This window comes from Citrobacter sp. Cpo037, assembly GCF_030332945.1.
Lineage (GTDB): Bacteria > Pseudomonadota > Gammaproteobacteria > Enterobacterales > Enterobacteriaceae > Citrobacter > Citrobacter portucalensis.
The window spans coordinates 1-17,886 of record NZ_JAOWGW010000063.1 but is presented as its reverse complement, the minus strand read 5'-3'; the positions used below and the strand labels follow the sequence as shown (position 1 = coordinate 17,886).

General features: G+C 47.2%; 18 protein-coding genes and 1 pseudogene. 16 read left to right on the top strand and 3 right to left on the bottom strand.

Features of this window, described 5'->3' with window-relative positions; all coding sequences use genetic code 11:
• The first annotated feature begins 1 nt into the window (after position 1).
• The 9 genes from OGX94_RS13210 to OGX94_RS13170 all read left to right on the top strand — a co-directional run bounded on the left by OGX94_RS13210 (position 2) and on the right by OGX94_RS13170 (position 9,255).
• Positions 2–430, top strand: coding sequence for a diol dehydratase small subunit (locus tag OGX94_RS13210; protein WP_003828498.1), 429 nt, complete (start codon positions 2–4; stop codon positions 428–430).
• Positions 431–440: 10 nt separating this feature from the next.
• Positions 441–2,255, top strand: a complete 1,815-nt coding sequence (locus OGX94_RS13205) for a diol dehydratase reactivase subunit alpha (protein WP_286569383.1) — start codon at positions 441–443, stop codon at positions 2,253–2,255.
• Between the two features lie 109 nt (positions 2,256–2,364).
• On the top strand, positions 2,365–2,688 hold the full coding sequence (locus tag OGX94_RS13200; protein WP_001573898.1) for a DUF1889 family protein: 324 nt from the start codon (positions 2,365–2,367) through the stop codon (positions 2,686–2,688).
• A 341-nt stretch (positions 2,689–3,029) separates the two neighbouring features.
• Positions 3,030–4,268, top strand: coding sequence for an MFS transporter (locus OGX94_RS13195; RefSeq protein WP_257662150.1), 1,239 nt, complete (start codon positions 3,030–3,032; stop codon positions 4,266–4,268).
• Positions 4,269–4,399: 131 nt separating this feature from the next.
• Entirely contained in the window at positions 4,400–5,821 is a 1,422-nt protein-coding gene (leuC, locus tag OGX94_RS13190; protein WP_149335548.1) for a 3-isopropylmalate dehydratase large subunit, read from the top strand.
• A gap of 1 nt (position 5,822) precedes the next feature.
• Positions 5,823–6,449 (top strand): 3-isopropylmalate dehydratase small subunit, encoded by a 627-nt coding sequence (leuD, locus tag OGX94_RS13185; RefSeq protein ID WP_149335547.1) that lies wholly within the window; start codon positions 5,823–5,825, stop codon positions 6,447–6,449.
• Positions 6,450–6,463: 14 nt separating this feature from the next.
• A complete protein-coding gene (locus OGX94_RS13180) occupies positions 6,464–7,342 on the top strand; it encodes a fumarylacetoacetate hydrolase family protein (protein WP_257662123.1) in 879 nt (292 codons plus the stop codon).
• Positions 7,342–8,256, top strand: coding sequence for an alpha/beta fold hydrolase (locus tag OGX94_RS13175; RefSeq protein WP_191222121.1), 915 nt, complete (start codon positions 7,342–7,344; stop codon positions 8,254–8,256). Before OGX94_RS13180 ends, OGX94_RS13175 begins: the two co-directional genes overlap by 1 nt.
• A gap of 33 nt (positions 8,257–8,289) precedes the next feature.
• Positions 8,290–9,255, top strand: a complete 966-nt coding sequence (locus OGX94_RS13170; protein ID WP_257662122.1) for a LysR family transcriptional regulator — start codon at positions 8,290–8,292, stop codon at positions 9,253–9,255.
• On the opposite strand, the pseudogene OGX94_RS13165 reads toward OGX94_RS13170, so the two are convergent.
• Positions 9,200–9,473 (bottom strand): annotated as a pseudogene (locus tag OGX94_RS13165) (cytoplasmic protein). The gene OGX94_RS13170 and the pseudogene OGX94_RS13165 overlap by 56 nt on opposite strands.
• 406 nt (positions 9,474–9,879) lie before the next feature.
• Here OGX94_RS13165 and OGX94_RS13160 point away from each other — a divergent pair.
• Positions 9,880–11,196 (top strand): tyrosine-type recombinase/integrase, encoded by a 1,317-nt coding sequence (locus tag OGX94_RS13160; RefSeq protein ID WP_025798965.1) that lies wholly within the window; start codon positions 9,880–9,882, stop codon positions 11,194–11,196.
• Positions 11,197–11,200: 4 nt separating this feature from the next.
• Entirely contained in the window at positions 11,201–11,815 is a 615-nt protein-coding gene (locus OGX94_RS13155) for a Fic/DOC family protein (RefSeq protein WP_025798966.1), read from the top strand.
• On the opposite strand, the gene OGX94_RS13150 is transcribed toward OGX94_RS13155, so the two are convergent.
• The gene (locus OGX94_RS13150; protein WP_088903042.1) at positions 11,812–11,970 is read right to left on the bottom strand and encodes a hypothetical protein; all 159 of its coding nucleotides are present in this window, start codon (positions 11,968–11,970) and stop codon (positions 11,812–11,814) included. The genes OGX94_RS13155 and OGX94_RS13150 overlap by 4 nt on opposite strands.
• A gap of 236 nt (positions 11,971–12,206) precedes the next feature.
• Between OGX94_RS13150 and OGX94_RS13145 the strand changes: the two genes are divergently transcribed.
• The 4 genes from OGX94_RS13145 to OGX94_RS13130 all read left to right on the top strand — a co-directional run bounded on the left by OGX94_RS13145 (position 12,207) and on the right by OGX94_RS13130 (position 15,892).
• A complete protein-coding gene (locus tag OGX94_RS13145; RefSeq protein ID WP_025798968.1) occupies positions 12,207–13,220 on the top strand; it encodes a hypothetical protein in 1,014 nt (337 codons plus the stop codon).
• A 92-nt stretch (positions 13,221–13,312) separates the two neighbouring features.
• The gene (locus tag OGX94_RS13140) at positions 13,313–13,549 is read left to right on the top strand and encodes a helix-turn-helix transcriptional regulator (protein WP_025798970.1); all 237 of its coding nucleotides are present in this window, start codon (positions 13,313–13,315) and stop codon (positions 13,547–13,549) included.
• A gap of 123 nt (positions 13,550–13,672) precedes the next feature.
• Positions 13,673–15,079: a YfjI family protein gene (locus tag OGX94_RS13135; protein ID WP_148361446.1), complete on the top strand. Its 1,407-nt coding sequence runs from the start codon at positions 13,673–13,675 to the stop codon at positions 15,077–15,079.
• A 192-nt stretch (positions 15,080–15,271) separates the two neighbouring features.
• Positions 15,272–15,892 (top strand): inovirus Gp2 family protein, encoded by a 621-nt coding sequence (locus OGX94_RS13130; protein ID WP_025798974.1) that lies wholly within the window; start codon positions 15,272–15,274, stop codon positions 15,890–15,892.
• Positions 15,893–15,960: 68 nt separating this feature from the next.
• Here OGX94_RS13130 and OGX94_RS13125 read toward each other — a convergent pair whose 3' ends face one another.
• A complete protein-coding gene (locus OGX94_RS13125) occupies positions 15,961–16,608 on the bottom strand; it encodes a hypothetical protein (protein ID WP_148361447.1) in 648 nt (215 codons plus the stop codon).
• A 254-nt stretch (positions 16,609–16,862) separates the two neighbouring features.
• On the opposite strand from OGX94_RS13125, the gene OGX94_RS13120 reads away from it, so the two are divergent.
• Positions 16,863–17,831: an IS5 family transposase gene (locus tag OGX94_RS13120; RefSeq protein WP_000654811.1), complete on the top strand. Its 969-nt coding sequence runs from the start codon at positions 16,863–16,865 to the stop codon at positions 17,829–17,831.
• Positions 17,832–17,886: the final 55 nt, after the last annotated feature.

Sequence of the window (17,886 nt, the reverse complement as noted above, 5' to 3'; positions counted from 1 at the left end):
CATGAACGACAACATCATGACCGCGCAGGATTACCCATTAGCCACCCGCTGCCCGGAGAAAATCCAGACGCCTACCGGTAAGCCGCTAACCGACATTACCCTTGAGAATGTGCTGGCGGGCCGCGTAGGACCACAGGATGTGCGTATTTCTCAGCAAACGCTGGAGTACCAGGCGCAGATTGCCGAGCAGATGCAGCGTCATGCCGTGGCGCGCAATTTTCGTCGTGCGGCAGAACTGATTGCGATCCCGGATGCCCGCATTCTGGAGATCTACAACGCGCTACGGCCGTTTCGTTCTTCGTTTGCCGAGTTGCAGGCTATTGCCGATGAACTGGAACACACCTGGCACGCCAGGGTGAACGCCGGGTTTGTCCGCGAATCGGCAGAGGTATACCAGCAGAGAAATAAGCTGCGTAAAGGCAGTCAGTGACGGAGGCAGCATGCCGTTAATTGCAGGGATCGATATCGGCAACGCCACTACCGAAGTGGCGTTGGCGCAGGATGGCCGGTTTATCGGCAGCGGGATTGTCGCCACGACCGGGATGAAAGGCACGCGGGATAATATCGCCGGGGTAGTCGCGTCCCTGCAGCAGGCGCTGGATAAAACGCCGTGGTCGCTGCAGGACGTGGCAAAAATCTGCATCAACGAGGCCGCACCAGTGATTGGCGATGTGGCGATGGAAACCATCACTGAAACCATCATTACCGAATCAACAATGATTGGCCATAACCCGCAAACGCCCGGCGGCGCTGGCGTGGGTATGGGAACCACCATCGCTGTAGAGAAGTTGGCAGCGTTGAGCGAGGATCGATTTGCCCAAGGCTGGATACCGTTGGTGGGTGAGGATATGGATTTCCTTGAGGCGGTTTGGTTTATCAATGAAGCGCTGGATCGCGGTGTCAACGTGGTGGCGGCCATCCTGAAAAAGGATGATGGCGTGCTGGTGAATAATCGCCTGCGTCGGCCAATGCCGGTGGTTGATGAAGTCACTCTGCTGGAGAAGGTACCGGAAGGCGTGCTGGCGGCGGTGGAAGTGGCGGCCCCGGGACAGGTGGTGCGGGTACTGTCGAATCCTTACGGTATCGCGACCTTCTTTGCCCTGACCCCTGAGGAAACGCAAACTATCGTCCCCATTGCCAGAGCGCTGATTGGCAACCGTTCCGCCGTGGTGCTGAAAACCCCGCAGGGCGATGTGCGATCAAGAGTGATCCCGGCGGGTAAGATCTTTATCCGTGGTGAAAAGCGTGGCGGTGAAGCCGACGTAGCGCAAGGCGCGCAGGCTATTATGCAGGCGATGAGCGCCTGCGCGCCCGTGTGTGATATTCGTGGTGAAGCAGGCACGCATGCAGGCGGCATGCTGGAGCGGGTGCGTAAGGTGATGGCCTCGCTGACCGGTCATGACATGAACACGGTGCATATTCAGGATCTGTTGGCGGTCGATACATTTATTCCGCGCAAGGTGCAGGGCGGCATCGCCGGAGAGTGTTCAATGGAGAACGCCGTGGGCATTGCGGCGATGGTGAAAGCCGATCGTTTACAGATGCAGGCCATCGCCAGTGAGCTTAGCGTCCGGTTAAACACTCTGGTTGAGGTGGGTGGCGTGGAGGCCAACATGGCCGTGGCGGGGGCGTTAACTACGCCCGGATGCGCTGCACCGCTGGCGATCCTCGACTTAGGCGCAGGATCTACCGATGCCGCCGTCATCAATAGCGACGGCGTAGTGAAAGCGGTACATCTGGCCGGCGCGGGGAATATGGTCAGCCTGTTGATTCAAACTGAGCTGGGCTTAAGCGATGCATTTCTGGCGGAGGAAATTAAAAAATACCCGCTGGCAAAAGTGGAGAGCCTGTTCAGCATTCGCCATGAGAACGGTGCGGTGGAGTTTTTCCGCGAACCGCTCAGTCCGTCAGTATTCGCCAAAGTGGTGTACTTGAAAGAGGGCGAGCTGATCCCGGTAGATAACCAGACTTCGCTGGAAAAAATCCGTCTGGTGCGCCGACAGGCTAAAGAGAAGGTTTTTGTGATCAACTGCCTGCGCGCGTTACGCCAGGTGTCACCCGGAGGCTCTATTCGCGATATGACGTTCGTGGTGCTGGTAGGCGGTTCTTCGCTGGATTTCGAAATCCCGCAGATGATCACCGATGCGCTGGCGCATTACGGCGTTGTCGCCGGGCAGGGCAATATTCGAGGTACCGAAGGGCCGCGTAATGCGGTGGCAACAGGACTGGTTTTAGCTGGAGAAGCAAAAAAATAGCGCAGAAAACAGCCGCGCAAGCGTTTAGCTGCGGGGTAAGTCAAATAAAGGCGATGTTCTCTTTGATATCCCGGCGGAGTTGGGTACATAGTATAAATGTGTCTCTCACGTGGTTAATTTTAAGGATAAGAGCATGCCAACAGCAATTGAGAAAGCATTGGATTTTATTGGTGGTATGAACACTTCGGCGTCAGTACCCCATTCAATGGATGAAAGCACCGCTAAGGGAATCTTAAAGTATTTGCATGACTTAGGTGTGCCAGCGAGTCCGGAAGTTGTGATGGCACGGGGTGAGCAAGAGGGATGGAATCCCGAGTTCACGAAAAAAGTGGCCGGATGGGCAGAGAAAGTCGCCTCCGGTAACCGCATCCTTATCAAGAACCCAGAGTATTTTTCAACCTATATGCAGGAGCAGCTCAAAGAGCTAGTGTGAGCTGACTATCGAATTAAACTCTAACGGACGTTTCCATCCCAGGATGGCGGCGTCCAAATGGGGTTGCCAGTGACAGTTTTGGACTGCCGATCCATTTCTATTCGTCAAATTAATGTCTATATATTTATTGAATAAATATATAGTTCATAACTTACTACGTTGCCATTACCGCGTCATTCTTAGATGATCTACATTTCATAAAACACTTGATTCCATTTTGTCTCTATTAAGAAAAATAAAATGTGAACGCAGTCAATTCTGTAAACGTAAAAGATAAATATTGTATACGCGGATGTTTGTTGGCAAACAGACAGGTGGCAATCAGGATCTTTTACGGAACATTGTGTATGAAAAATAATATTGAAGAGACAATAGGTAAGTACTTACCTATTTTAATGATATTACCTTTGGCGGGGTTGGCAGAGTTGGCGTCTTTATATTCAATCCAAGCTTTATTACCAAAGTTAAGTGAGGTTTATAATATCCCATTGAATCAGGTAGGGATGATTTTGTCTGCTGAGATGGGGTTTCTGGCATTAGCCATGTTATTTAGCGGCACGTTATCTGACCGTTTTGGGCGAAAGCCAATCATTTTTTATTCGTTGCTGGCAGGAGGTATTTTAACTCTACTGTGCGCAACCGCATCATCATGGCCGATGCTGGTGGTATACCGCGCTTTGCTCGGCATTGCAGTAAGTGGTATTACGGCGGCCGTTACAGTCTATATCAGTGAAGAAGTCTCTCCAGCTTTGGCAGGGATTGTTACTGGATATTTTATTTTCGGCAATTCGCTAGGGAGTATGTCTGGTCGTGTGTTTGCAACTTTAATGATGGAGCACGTATCTATAGATACGATTTTCTTTATCTTCGGTGGTGTTCTGATTGCTATGGCACTCGCAGTGAAGTTGTTTCTCCCGACATCCCGACTGTTTGTTCCTACACCTTCACTACAGCTTGGTGCAGTGTTGAAAGGTGGGTTGGAACATTTTAAGAATATCCGCGTATCATTATGTTTTATCATTGGATTTATTCTTTTTGGCTCTTTTACGTCCATCTTTAATTTTCTGGCGTTTTACCTGCATCGACCGCCTTATGAGCTGAGCTACACCTGGATAGGTTTGATTCCAGTCAGCTTCTCATTAACTTTTTTTCTTGCGCCATATGCTGCTCGTGTTGCGTTGAATATTGGGTCGATGAATGCGCTCAGTATGCTGATCATCTGTATGATGGTCGGTGCATTTCTCACGCTGATCGCCCCCTCTCTGTGGGTTTTCATTTCAGGTATCGTTTTACTGTCAGTCGCATTTTTCTCTGCTCATTCCACCGTATTAGCCTGGGTCAGTTCACGGAGTCCAAAAGCAAAAGGACAGGCGACATCGTTTTATCTGCTTTGCTACTACTCTGGCGGTGCAGTAATGGGGTATTTAAACGGGTATCTTTTCTCCTGGCAGGGATGGAATGCTATTGCGGTATCATGTCTGGTGATGTTGGGGATAGGATTATTTATCTGCCGGTTTATTTTCGCAAAATATGAGAAACAACCGCAAATCAAAACACAGTCAGTTCAGGAGAGTTTCTGATTATAGACACGAAGTGTGTTTTTATACTTTCCATAATGGAATCATCATTTTTTCATTAATGTGTCACTATAGCTAAAAGCTTAAATTGTGAATATTTGGCTACCCGGATATTCGTTGCTCCAGGAATATATATGTCTGCTAAAACGCTGTATGAGAAATTAGTTGAGTCACATACCATTCGTGAACTTGATAACGAAGGACATGTTTTACTTTATATTGATCGTTCAATACTGAATGAATATACCAGCCCGCAGGCATTTAGCGGGTTAAGAGAACGCGGTCGCACCGTTCGGCACCCCGACACGTTTTTATTGAATATTGACCATGTTAATCCTACCCGGTCGCAACGGGATGTCTTAATGACCGATCCGGGAGGACAGCTACAGGTTGATTACTTTCGGGAAAATGCCGCTGACTTTGGCATCACATTATTTGATGTGCTGGATCCGCGTCAGGGGATTGAACACGTGGTTGCTCATGAACAAGGGCTAGTGATGCCTGGCATGGTGATCGCCGCCGGGGATAGTCACACGACAACCTACGGTGCATTTGGCGCGCTGGGCTTTGGTATCGGGACGTCGGAAATTGAACATCTGCTGGCCACACAGACGCTGGTTTACCGCAAGCTCAAAACCATGCGCGTAAGCGTTCAGGGAGAGCTACCTTTCGCCTGTTCCGCAAAAGATATTGTTCTTGAATTGCTTGAACGTATTGGCGCTGATGGCGCGACCGGATATGCCATTGAATTTGAGGGGGAGGCCATCAGCGCGTTGAGCGTTGAAGGACGAATGACGCTCTGCAACATGGCGGTAGAAGCGGGGGCGCGTGGTGCCATTATTGCGCCGGATAAAAAGGTTTTTGACTATATCTATGGTAAACCGCAAATGCCTGTAGGTGAACTCTGGCAGCAGGCATTGCTGGAATGGTCACAGTTGAGCAGCGATGCTGATGCGGTCTTTGATAAGACGGTGGCGATCAACTGCCATGATCTTGAGCCTAAAGTCACCTGGGGAATCAGTCCGGATCAAACGGGTTCCATCACCGGACGTGTCCCTTTCCCGGAACAGGAAACCAATCCGCTTAAACGCCTGGCGCTTGAGAAGGCCCTTCATTACATGGGATTAACGGCTGGCATGTTGCTGAAAGATATTCGTATCTCTCACGCTTTTATTGGTTCATGCACAAATGGTCGCATTGAGGATTTGCGTGCCGTTGCGAAGGTGCTTGAAGGGCGCAAAATTGCCAGCCATGTTCGCGGGATCATTGTGCCCGGTTCAACAATGGTCAGACGCCAGGCGGAAGAAGAAGGACTGGCGAAAATCTTTATTGCTGCCGGTTTTGAATGGCGACAGTCAGGTTGCTCAATGTGCCTTGCGATGAATGAAGATGTGTTGTCGCCCGGCGATCGCTGTGCATCAGGTACGAACCGTAATTTCCCTGGACGACAGGGCGCTGGAGCAAGAACGCATTTGATGAGTCCGGCGATGGTTGCGGCGGCGGCGGTAGCGGGGCATCTGGTCGATGTTCGGTCATTACTTCAGGCAGGGGAATAAGATGGATACGTTTAAGCAAATCAGCGGGCGAATTGCGCCGATGCTGGAATCGAATATCGACACCGATGTGATTATGCCAAAACAGTTCCTGAAAGGGATCGATCGCCAGGGGCTGGATAAAGGAGTGTTTTTCGATCGTCGCTTTATGGCTGGCGGCCAACCAAATCCTGATTTTATTCTGAACATGCCGGGCTGGCAGAGCGCAAAATTCCTGCTGGTTGGCCCCAATTTTGGCTGTGGATCGAGTCGCGAACACGCCGTATGGGGATTAAAACAACTGGGAGTACGGGGGCTGATAGGTAGCACATTTGCAGGCATTTTCGATGATAACTGCCAACGCAACGGGATCCTCACGCTCTCATTAGATGAACCTGCTTTAGCGCGCCTTGCGCAGCTTGCCGCGAGTGCTGATACCAATGCTATCACTGTTTCACTCGATCGCTGCGAAATTACGGCGGCAGAGGAAACGATCCCCTTTGTGATCAGTGAACTCAAACGGGAGATGCTGGTCGCAGGCGAAGATGCGATAGCCTGGACATTGCAATACTTGCCGGAGATTGAAAATTTTGAGGTTGCGCATTATTCACGGCGGCCGTGGTTAAAACGCCCTGCATCCCCGCGCGGTTAAGGAAGAAGACTGCAATGAAACTGGTTCAATATCTTGTGAACGGTGGCAAACGCTACGGCATTATGCAGGAAACCGGAATAATCGATCTCTCGCAGCGGCTTGGCGACAAATATCCCACGTTGAAATCTCTACTATGTGCTAACGCGCTGACGGATGCGGCGTTATGGTGTGATGAGCTGGCGGATTATTACTACCAGGATGTCGCCTTTCTGCCGGTGATTGACGATCCGCAGAAGATCATCTGTGTCGGAATGAATTACGCCGATAAGCGTATTGAGTTTAATGAAACCAACCCGGCTCCAACCCTTTTTGTCCGCTTTGCGGATTCTCAGACCGGGCATAATGGCCCGCTGCTGAAGCCTGAAAATACCAATGAGTTTGACTACGAAGGTGAATTAGCCGTAGTGATTGGGCGGCCATGCTCCCGGGTCAGCGCTGAGGATGCTTTAGATTATGTCGCCGGATACAGCTGCTATATGGATGGTTCAGTGAGGGACTGGCAGCATAGCTGGTTTACGGCTGGAAAAAACTGGCCTTCGACAGGAGCATTCGGTCCGTGTCTGGTGACCACAGACGACATTCCCGATCCCCAGATGCTACGTTTACTGACGCGACTAAACGGGCGGGAGGTGCAGAACGAATCTACGGCAAATATGATCCATCCTATCGCTTCACTCATTGCTTATATAAGCACCTTTACTCTGCTTTCCCCTGGCGACACGCTCCTCACAGGGTCGCCTGGTGGAGTGGGCAAAAAACGCGTTCCACCGCTGTTTTTACACGATGGTGATGTTATTGAAGTTGAGATTGAACATATTGGAACCCTGCGTAATGTCGTCCGGGATAGCCGTTATTTAACATCATCTGTTAGCTGGCATGACGGGAGAAAGTGATGAGTACACTGATTGAATGCGGCGCTTCTCCGTTTATTCCGGGGTTTGCACTCAAGGATGTTCGTCTGGAAAATGGTCTGACGGTAAGAGTGGCTATCGGAGGCAGCGGTTCACCTTTGGTACTGCTACATGGGCATCCGCAGAATCATACAACATGGCGGAAAGTCGCACCGACATTGGCGCAAAATCATACAGTCATTTTGCCGGATTTGCGTGGCTATGGCGACAGCGATAAACCAACGAGCGATCCGGCGCATCGTACCTATTCAAAGCGCACCATGGCGCAGGATATTGTCATGTTAATGGACGCGCTCGGCTTTTCCCGTTTTGCCTTCGTAGGGCACGATCGTGGCGGACGCGTAGGACACAGGCTCGCGCTGGATTATCCGGATCGTGTGACCTGTTGTACTTTTATCGACATTGCTCCAACCGCGACGATGTACGCCTTAACCGATAAATCCTTTGCTACGCGTTACTTCTGGTGGTTTTTCCTGATTCAACCCTTCCCGTTACCTGAAACGATGATTGCGCACGATCCGGCATTTTTTCTGCGTAAGCATATTTCGGGTCAGCTAAAAATAGAGGGCGCGACCTCGCAGGAAGCATTCAATGAATACCTGCGCTGTTACCAGAACCCTGAAATGATCCACGCGATCTGTGAGGACTACCGGGCTGCTGCGACGATTGATTTGGACGATGATGCCGCAGATACGTCTGCGCGTATTCGGTGCCCGTTGCAGCTGCTGTGGGGCGGACTGGGAACGGTAGGGCAACTGTATGATGTGATTGATACCTGGAAAGAAAAGGCGCTAAACGTTCAGGGGGAAGCATTGCCTTGCGGACACTCCCCGCAGGAAGAGTGCCCTGAGTACTTTATCCAGAAACTTCAGTCCTTTTTACATTCAGTGTTATAACTCGGTCATCCTTTGCAACTTCGCACTGATGCTATGAAAACGACGCCTGTAGGAAAAAAACATCGCCAGCCCCTTGAGGGCTGGCCTTCTGTTGAAGATCTTTTCGTTTTTGTCACCGTTGCTCGCAATGGTGGATTTGCCCGGGCAGCGCTGGAGCTGGGGCTATCTCCCTCCTATATCAGCAAACGTATTGCTATCCTTGAAAAATGTCTCAACGCCCGGCTTTTTTTTCGCAATAACAGAGTGATGCGTCTCACACCGGAAGGCGAAAATGCGCTGAGTGGAGCTATGCAGGTCGTCAGTGAAATGGATGGTTTTGTAAGTCGTCTGGACAATCAACGAGGTGTGTTGGCTGGTAATATCACCATCAACTGCTCATTTGGTTTTGGGCATAAATATGTCGCAGAGGCGCTGTCGTCATTTATGATCGCCTATCCTGATATTACGGTAAAACTCACGCTAACGGATCGTGAAGTGGATCTGGTGGAAGAGGGGGTCGATATTGAAATTCGCGTTGGGGATGATATCAACGAATTGTATATCGCACGGCAGTTAGCCACTAATCGACGGATCCTGTGTGCTTCCCCTGAATACCTCGAACGCCACGGCAAGCCAGAGTCTGTTAGTGCGCTTGTGCAGCATGATTGCCTGATGATTCAGGAAAAAAACTCGGCATTTGGCAATTGGATATTAACGGACGGTAAGCAGCAGACACATTGCCGACTAAACGGTTTTCATTCTTCCAACAGTGGCAGTGTGGTGCTTATTTGGGCACTGAAAGGCCATGGCATTACCTTGCGGTCGGAATGGGATGTTGCGCAGTATATTGAACGAGGTGAGCTGGTTCACGTGTTGCCTCAGTGGTATCAGGAAGCGAATATCTGGGCTGTATATACCCGGCGTTCATCAAGTTCTGATCGTATCAAAACCTGCATTGATTTCCTCACGGAGCATCTTGCGCAATGCTTGCCAGGCGGTAAAGCTTCGGGCGTGTTGTAATCAGTCGGCGCCAATTGTCGTGGCGCCGGATGCTCTTACTTACGTTTACTGTTAGGTGTTCTTTTTGCCAGCACCCAGTAGCTTTTAGGGCGTTGAGTTGGTGGCGCGGTTTTGTTATCCGCTATCGTGGCGAAGTTATCTTTTACCCCACCACGTGGCCCAACCTCCACATAGATACCTCCATTGTTTCCGGATTTCTCACCTGGTTTTAACGTCATATTTTACCTCCTGATTTTTGGGTGACGATTATCGGAGGTAGAGAGTTCTATTGGTATCGGCTGGACGGCATTGGCTGAAATGCCTAAACGCTGGGGTAACTTATAAGAGGAGTCATTGATACTAAAAAGGACCTGCGATTTCTCGCAACTCCTTGATATATTTGGTGGCCCCTGCTGGACTTGAACCAGCGACCAAGCGATTATGAGTCATAAAATTGGTATGTTTTTAATTGTTCGTCATTGTCTCTATTTGTATTTTTAATTATCTATAATCAATCAGTTATGAAGTTATTTTTGTTTCTGATTGGTTCTCTCATTTCCCCATTGTACTATCCTTACCTGACCCATTACCTGACCCAAAATGGGCATTGGGTCAGGTAACGCTTATCCTCAGAAAGGTAACCTCATGGCCGCTAATCTTACCGAGACTGCTATACGTGGATTGAAGACAAAAAGTACGTCGTACTACGTGTGGAGCAACAGTGCTCAACGTGGCACCGGCAGGCTTGGCGTTAAGGTTCAGCCTTCAGGCAGCAAAGTTTTTTATTTCCGTTATTACGTTGAGAAAGGGAAGAAAGAGAAGTTCATCCAGTTGGGCATCTGGCCTGAGATGAAGCTGGTGACGGCCAATGAGTTGGCGAAAAAGTATGGAGCCTGGCTTGTTGAAGGAAAAGAGCCCCAACAAGAGCTTGAGCAACAACGCCTGGCCGAAGAGCACCTTATGCAGATCCATCGCTCTCAAGGATCGTTTGATGAGCTGGTGCATGGCTACGTTAACAAGATGAAGCTCGACAATAAGCGGACCTGGGCTGATGTCCTGAAGCGTCTTGAAAAAGAGTGCTACACGGTTATCCCTCGAGAAACCAAAGCGAAAGATGTAACACCTCTGCAGATCAAAACCATCCTCTCAGGCATTATCCAGCGTGATGCGGTGGTGCATGCTAACCGGATTCGCTCGTATCTGATGGCAGCATTTAACTACGGCTTAAAAGCCGATAACGATCCGATGAATACCAGTGTGGGTATTACGTTCGGTCTTGAAGTAAATCCGGTATCGGCCATACCGAAACAGTCTTCGGCGGAAAAAGTGGGTGATACATGGTTAACGCTGGAAGAGCTACGTTTTGTCATGGAGCAGTTCGCTCAGGCAACTAACGTTGGGCCACTGATGCAGCACCTAATCCGCTTCTGTGTTTATGCTGGCGGGCAGCGTCCGTTTGAAATGATTGCCAGCCAGTGGAGCGCGATTGACTGGCAGCAAAAGACGCTCCTGGTAATTGCCGATGTATCGAAAAACAAACGGGAGCACCTGATCCCGCTGACTGAATCGGCATTAAGTGAATTAGCCTCAGTGAAAGAACTGACTAAGGAAAGTAACAGCCCCTATATCTTCCCGCTCTCGACCAACGGCGAACGACCGGTGCGTACCGATAGTCTGGCGCGTTCCATCATGTATTTCCGGGCTTTTAATCCTGAGTTTAAAGTTTTCACGGCGCGAGATTTACGTCGCACCTGTAAAACGTTGATGGGGGAGGCGGGGATCAGCAAAGAGATCCGCGACCGTATCCAGAATCACGCTTTGAACGACGTTAGCTCGAAACACTATGATCGTTATGATTACCTTACTGAAAAGCGCAGGGCGCTTGAGATCTGGGAAGATCGGATTAACAACTATCAACGACAGCAGGAAAACAACGTTGTGAACTTGTTTGGGCGGAGGTGAGAGCTTGGCAAAATATGAGCTTAATTCAGCAGAAGAGCGCTATCAGCCGGGCTCTGGTGATTTGGTGCTATCTAATAAACTGGGGATCATTGATGAAGAGGAAATGGAGGCGCTGGAATCGGGCCTACTGCTGATGCTGTATGAGCAGCTATTTATTGAGGGCCAGCCGCCTGAGGCGCTGGCTTTTGAGCACATCAGCAGGTGGCATCGCCAGTGGCTGGGGAATGTGTATGACTGGGCGGGGAGGTTGCGTAATGCCAACTTAACTAAGGACGGCTTCCAGTTTGCCGCTGCCGACAGGATTCCACTTCTTCTCGATGGTTTCGAGAAACAGTTTCTCGCTCAGTCTGGTGCGCTGAAATCCTTGGCTCGTCTGGAGCTGGTAAGTTATCTGGCTGAATGCCATGTGGAGTTTATTTTGATCCACCCATTCAGAGAAGGTAACGGGCGTCTGTCGCGGCTACTTTGCGATGTGCTGTCGGTTCTGGCAGGGAAGGGCTTACTTGATTACAGCCTGTGGGATGAGCAGAAGGCGTTTTACTTCAAGGCAATACAGGCTGGTGTGTCAGGGAACTACAGCCCTATGATGCAACTGGTGAGCGACATCTTGCCAGATTAACGGGCGAGGCCAACGGCTTTTGCCTGTGCCTGATTTTGTTTGAGTTGCTGCTCAATTTTGTGCACAGAAACACCGGTTTCAATTGCGGTTGAGCTGGCAACAGAACGATAGATTTGAGTTTTAGTGATCTGACTATGTACTGTTTTTTTTGTCATCGTGAAAGCCTCGCTGTCTCAGTCCTGATTCTAGTGCGGATTGGGGGGGCTAGCAAGACTGTTATCAGCTCACCAAATGCATAATTCAGCCGCTGGTTATCTTAGGCGGTCGGAGAGGTGAATTCGGAACTGTACTCATTTTTGACCAAGATCACATAATCTGTATTATCATAAGTGATGTTTAATATTATTTGGTTTATAACTCAACGAGTTAATTGATTTTAATGGTGGGTTTGATGAACTCTAATTTTGTTTCTTTATCAAAAGTTTCAGATGATACGGTTGTCGAGAAAATTCTTGATGAGTGGTTTGTAAAGAAAATCAATCTTTTTTTGTATTTTGGAGGAAGCGGTAAAAAGTGCAGGCTATCAAGATGCATTTCTCCCTCTCTACATATAGGCGGAGAGCAGGTAATAACTAATGGGGATGAGTTTTATCTGTCAGAAGAAAGTGACGCACATTCAATTTTAAAATTTATCCCTGACCTACCATTAACTTCTCATTTGACGATCACTAAAGGTTTTAAAATATCAAGATCTATTCGCGGGGAGTATTTCAATTATGAATATTCCGGCAGTGCGTTAGGATACTGGGTAGTTGTCCCTACCCAAATATCAGCTTTTAATAATGGTAATTATCTTCTAACTGATAAGAAGTCATTCAGTTTGAAGGCTGGTTTGTCAGGGGCAGTATATATTTATAGTGTTTACGATGAGGACTATTTGATTTTTGAAGATGACTCTTTTGTTAGCAATAATGACCTGTATATTGATATAAAGGTACTTGATTCTTTTCTTCCTCTTTTTGACTCCAAACAGAGTAAACACGTTGATTTTATACTTGAAAAGTCTCTCTCGAGTAAATTTTTAACATCAAAATACAACATCGCACTTTATTTGATGATGAACAAACTTGTTGTAAGGAGCGGTGATACTCCTGTTGTAAGTAAATTTAAACTCGACTACGACGAAATGTGGAAAGGAAATGTTTCTGAAAGCACACTCTGCGAGTGGTTTGAAAAGCCTGAGTTGTATATAGAAAAAAGGCAGCGATTGACGCCTGAGAAGAAGAAAGGGTTGTATTTATTCCTCACCCTCTTTATTAAGAAGGAAGGGATAAAAAATACCAAGGAGAAAGCGTCTGTAATCGCGGAAAAATTAAACGAACTGGCGCTTCAGGAGTATCAACTGGACGAAGTGATTTTCACTGCTAATCATGTTAAACCTTGGCTAGAAAAGCCCCTTAGCTAATGTCTTACTAAGCGCTTATCCAAAATTGCATTCCTTCCCAAATCTTCTGTTCTGAAACATGATTGTCTCCACCGAAACCACAGGAGGCAATCATGACCAAATCTTTTAATCAACCCACAGCTGACCAGCGCTTGCAGGCGCTACAAAACTATGGCGAACCTTCAGATCGCTTAGTAAGGGAGAAAGAGCGCCAATATATCACATCGATTTCCCGGTCAACAGCTTGGAAGCTTGAACAAATAGGCAAGTTTCCGCGACGTAAACCACTGGGGGCTAAGTCGTGTGGCTGGTTGCTTAGCGATCTTCTTTACTGGATCAGTGAGCGCTAAGGATCCTGTTTTTCTAGTATTTTTCATCTAATGGTTGGGAATGCATCTTGCTATTTCCACTATTAATAGCGGAATAGCAACTCAACCGGAGGTACTTTTAACATTAAATGATGATGAGGTTTTATGTCGGGAGATCGAGAGTTCCCCATACATGTGCTTCCCGCAAGGGCGGGACATGCAATCTATGAAGTAGTGCAACAAACTCAGGCACCACTTTCCATGGTTGCTGCAGATATGCTTGGTGTCATTTCCCTTGTTTGTCAGAACCGAATTGATGTTTGTAGATTGAATAATCTGCGGAGCCCGACATCACTTTTTATTGTGACAATTGCGGAATCAGGGGAACGGAAAAGCACGGTAAGTAAGTTGTTAATGAAGCCCATTTACCAACTAGAGGAACGGCTATTTGACCTATATAAACAAGAAATAATTAAGTGGCGGTATAACGTAAAGATTTTCAAGGCGGAAGAGAAAGCTTTGATGTCAAGACTGAAGTCAGAGATCCGTGGTGGCAAAGATCCAACCATAACACGTGAAAGTCTGAGTATGCTGCAAGATAGTTATCCTGTAGAGCCTGTCAGATATAAGTTGACGTTTAATGATACCACACCAGCGGCGATAAAAGAGTATCTCTGTGGTGACTGGCGATCAGTTGGCATTTTATCAGATGAGGCTGGGACCATATTTAATGGTTATGCATTAAATGAATTGCCGTTTGTCAACAAAATGTGGGATGGCGCAACGTATTCAGTCGAAAGGAAAAATGCACCTGAGAGGTTAATAAAAAATGCCAGATTGACATTATCCCTACAGGTTCAGTCTGTAGTTATCAATAGATATATTGAAAGAAAAGGGGATATAGCAAAAGGGATAGGATTTTTTGCTCGTACACTTATTTGTCGTCCCTTTTCCACACAAGGATATAGACAAATAACTAATCCTGTTGTCTCAAGTGAACATTTGCCTGTGTTCCATGAGCGATTAATGGAGATCATCAATGAGAGTATCGAAAACAAAGATGAACGTATTTGCCTGCATTTCTCGCCAGAAGCAAGACAGAGATGGATTGCATTTTATAATCAAGTTGAAACAGAAATGCGGCTACTCGGATTTCTTTCAGACTTTAAAGATTATGCATCTAAAATCGCTGAAAATATGGCAAGGATTGCTGCATTATTACACTATTTTAATGGTGATGAAGGGGATGTATCACTTACCGCTGCTGAAGCTGCTATAGAAATAAGTGCATGGTACGTAGATGAGTATATAAAATTATTTTCCAAACAACAGAAGTTAGATATGGTCAATACAGATGCAGATGAGCTTTATTGGTGGATAAAAGAATATTGCAATCAAAATTTTTTACCATATATGAGGAAGAATACCATACTGCAATATGGGCCTAACCGGTTCAGGGACCGCGGTAAAGTAAATGAATTATTAAGCACTCTTTATTCTCAAGGGAAGATAAAGGCTGCTAAAAAAGGAAAAACTATCTTTATACAGGCGATGGATACCTGGGGGATTTAATGAAGTAAAAAAAATACCATCGATATACTTGCTTGTTCTAACTAATTGCAGAGTTATTTTGGAACTGCCAGCGCAGGCAGGTGATAGCTTTTGCCTAAATTTAAATGTTGGAAAGGTAATATACATTTATTTGATGAATCACTCATAACATATCCCTGTGAATAGCAGGGATATTAAAATCAGAGATGTATGATGAAACTTTACCAAGGTACTCATGGCGATCATATTCTCGCTTACAGAGATAAAATTGCTCTGACAGTCAGTAATGCTATCAATCAGTTTCCACGTACTATGGCATTAAGAGCGGATCTTCATTACCCACCTATTTTAGATAATGGTGATACGGTATGCTGTTTTCCTAACCTTGAACCCGGTGCAATATCACGATTTCTGGATTCGATGAAAGCGATTTTGGAAGCACATGAACATCGCAGAAAGTTTGCTGGGATCAGAGTCAATAAGAACGTTGTACGTAATGTCTGGGCAAGAGAATACTCAAAGAATGGCAAATGCCATTTCCACATTTGCTTGTTCTTTAACAAAGATGCTTACTACCATCTGGGGCATCTCAAACATAGTGGTACACTTAGCAATCTGATAGTCAGGGCGTGGTATAGCGCTCTCGGCTTGGAACTTGAAGATTGTCGTGAAATTGTACATTTTCCGGACAATTGCAGGTATGTGCTCAACGTAAACGATCCTGATTTTGACATCATATACAATGAGTTGCTTGAACGACTGGATTACTTGACCAAGCTTGATACGAAGGTATTTGGTGAGGGAGATAGAAGTTTCGGGTGTAGTCGGGGATAATTTTTACTGCAATGGCCTTTCTTATGCGAGAAAGGCCAAATCAAACCAGATAACGTTAATTATTTAACTTATTCACTTACTGCAATCTGCGCTTCGGATAAAAATATAGCATCCAGAATTTTTGTAGATTGCTGTAGCTTTTCAAGAGCTGTTTGCAATGGAAAAAATACTTCATGTTCCACTGGAAACTCACCATGCTCTTTCCAGCATTCAGTGAGTAAATTAGGTTCAATCGTGACAGGTAAGAAATAGTTACCTTTCCCTTGTTCCAATAGCCCTAGTGTCTGCAGTTGCTCACGGTAGGATTGCTGAACATTACTCGCATAACTAGCAATCTTTTTGACTCCACCAAAATACCCAGCGTTCAATTTAAACTCAAAACCAAACTGCCCCTGCTCGGTTCCCGTACCTGTCAGGACGGCTAAAATATAATCATTCCCTTCAGTAACAGTCGAACTGTTTTCAAACCAATATTTGCAGTTAACGCCTTCAATGACCCAGGCTGGATGGGCTAGCCAGCAATAATCCTGATGTTCATAATTTGCTTTACCTACCCAGCTGTTGTCTTTCATAAATCTTTCAACACACTGATCAAAGCTTTTCCAGAAGGCAGGGCTTAAATGCTGTTCAAAATAAACAACAGCTTCGTTAAACATCTTTAGCTGCGAAAGAATCAGTATACCGGCCTGACGTTCCGCATCGCTGTGTAGATTCATGTCTAATCCCTTAAATTAAAATGTACGAATTCGATTAAGAAAGCAAAATGCGGCATGAGCAGCCATTTGACGTGAAGGCGAGTTTTCATTAGCAGAAATGAATTCTTTGTAATGCGGTTGCAACGAAGACTCTAAAGTTATGGCGAGATGTCGCCAGGAAATACAGGGAACATCCTCTGGTTTGAAATCTAAGCCACAGGTCAGCGGTTTTCCGCCATGAGGGGCTTTGTTGAATAAATCGAACTTTTGCTGAGTTGAAGGATCAGATCACGCATCCTCCCGACAACACAGACCATTCCGTGGCAAAGCAAAAGTTCAGAATCACCAACTGGTCCACCTACAACAAAGCTCTCATCAACCGTGGCTCCCTCACTTTCTGGCTGGATGATGAGGCGATTCAGGCCTGGTATGAGTCGGCAACGCCTTCATCACGAGGAAGGCCCCAGCGCTATTCTGATCTCGCCATCACCACCGTTCTGGTGATTAAACGCGTATTCCGGCTGACCCTGCGGGCTGCGCAGGGTTTTATTGATTCCATTTTTGCCCTGATGAACGTTCCGTTGCGCTGCCCGGATTACACCAGTGTCAGTAAGCGGGCAAAGTCGGTTAATGTCAGTTTCAAAACGTCCACCCGGGGTGAAATCGCACACCTGGTGATTGATTCCACCGGGCTGAAGGTCTTTGGTGAAGGCGAATGGAAAGTCAGAAAGCACGGCAAAGAGCGCCGTCGTATCTGGCGAAAGTTGCATCTTGCTGTTGACAGCAACACACATGAAGTTGTCTGTGCAGACCTGTCGCTGAATAACGTCACGGACTCAGAAGCCTTCCCGGGCCTTATCCGGCAGACTCACAGAAAAATCAGGGCAGCCGCGGCAGACGGGGCTTACGATACCCGGCTCTGTCACGATGAACTGCGCCGCAAAAAAATCAGCGCGCTTATTCCTCCCCGAAAAGGAGCAGGTTACTGGCCCGGTGAGTACGCAGACCGCAACCGTGCCGTTGCTAATCAGCGGCTGAGCGGAAGCAATGCACGGTGGAAATGGACAACGGAATATAACCGTCGCTCGATAGCGGAAACGGCAATGTACAGAATGAAGCAGTTGTTGGGAGATTCACTGACGCTGCGTGACTACGATGGTCAGGTAGCGGAAGCTATGGCCATGGTGCGTGCGTTGAACAGGATGACAAAGGCTGGGATGCCAGAAAGCGTGCGTATTGCCTGAAAATCCAGCCAGCTACAGGGTCGTTCGCACGAAATCTTATTTATTCAACAAAGCC

Excerpts from the sequence above, each read along its gene's own strand:
- OGX94_RS13210 (WP_003828498.1), top strand. The coding sequence starts at position 2 with ATGAACGACAACATCATGACCGCGCAGGATTACCCATTAGCCACCCGC.
- OGX94_RS13205 (WP_286569383.1), top strand. The coding sequence starts at position 441 with ATGCCGTTAATTGCAGGGATCGATATCGGCAACGCCACTACCGAAGTG.
- leuC (WP_149335548.1), top strand. The coding sequence starts at position 4,400 with ATGTCTGCTAAAACGCTGTATGAGAAATTAGTTGAGTCACATACCATT.
- leuD (WP_149335547.1), top strand. The coding sequence starts at position 5,823 with ATGGATACGTTTAAGCAAATCAGCGGGCGAATTGCGCCGATGCTGGAA.
- OGX94_RS13180 (WP_257662123.1), top strand. The coding sequence starts at position 6,464 with ATGAAACTGGTTCAATATCTTGTGAACGGTGGCAAACGCTACGGCATT.
- OGX94_RS13175 (WP_191222121.1), top strand. The coding sequence starts at position 7,342 with ATGAGTACACTGATTGAATGCGGCGCTTCTCCGTTTATTCCGGGGTTT.
- OGX94_RS13170 (WP_257662122.1), top strand. The coding sequence starts at position 8,290 with ATGAAAACGACGCCTGTAGGAAAAAAACATCGCCAGCCCCTTGAGGGC.
- OGX94_RS13160 (WP_025798965.1), top strand. The coding sequence starts at position 9,880 with ATGGCCGCTAATCTTACCGAGACTGCTATACGTGGATTGAAGACAAAA.
- OGX94_RS13150 (WP_088903042.1), bottom strand. The coding sequence starts at position 11,970 with ATGACAAAAAAAACAGTACATAGTCAGATCACTAAAACTCAAATCTAT.
- OGX94_RS13145 (WP_025798968.1), top strand. The coding sequence starts at position 12,207 with ATGAACTCTAATTTTGTTTCTTTATCAAAAGTTTCAGATGATACGGTT.
- OGX94_RS13140 (WP_025798970.1), top strand. The coding sequence starts at position 13,313 with ATGACCAAATCTTTTAATCAACCCACAGCTGACCAGCGCTTGCAGGCG.
- OGX94_RS13135 (WP_148361446.1), top strand. The coding sequence starts at position 13,673 with ATGTCGGGAGATCGAGAGTTCCCCATACATGTGCTTCCCGCAAGGGCG.
- OGX94_RS13130 (WP_025798974.1), top strand. The coding sequence starts at position 15,272 with ATGAAACTTTACCAAGGTACTCATGGCGATCATATTCTCGCTTACAGA.
- OGX94_RS13125 (WP_148361447.1), bottom strand. The coding sequence starts at position 16,608 with ATGAATCTACACAGCGATGCGGAACGTCAGGCCGGTATACTGATTCTT.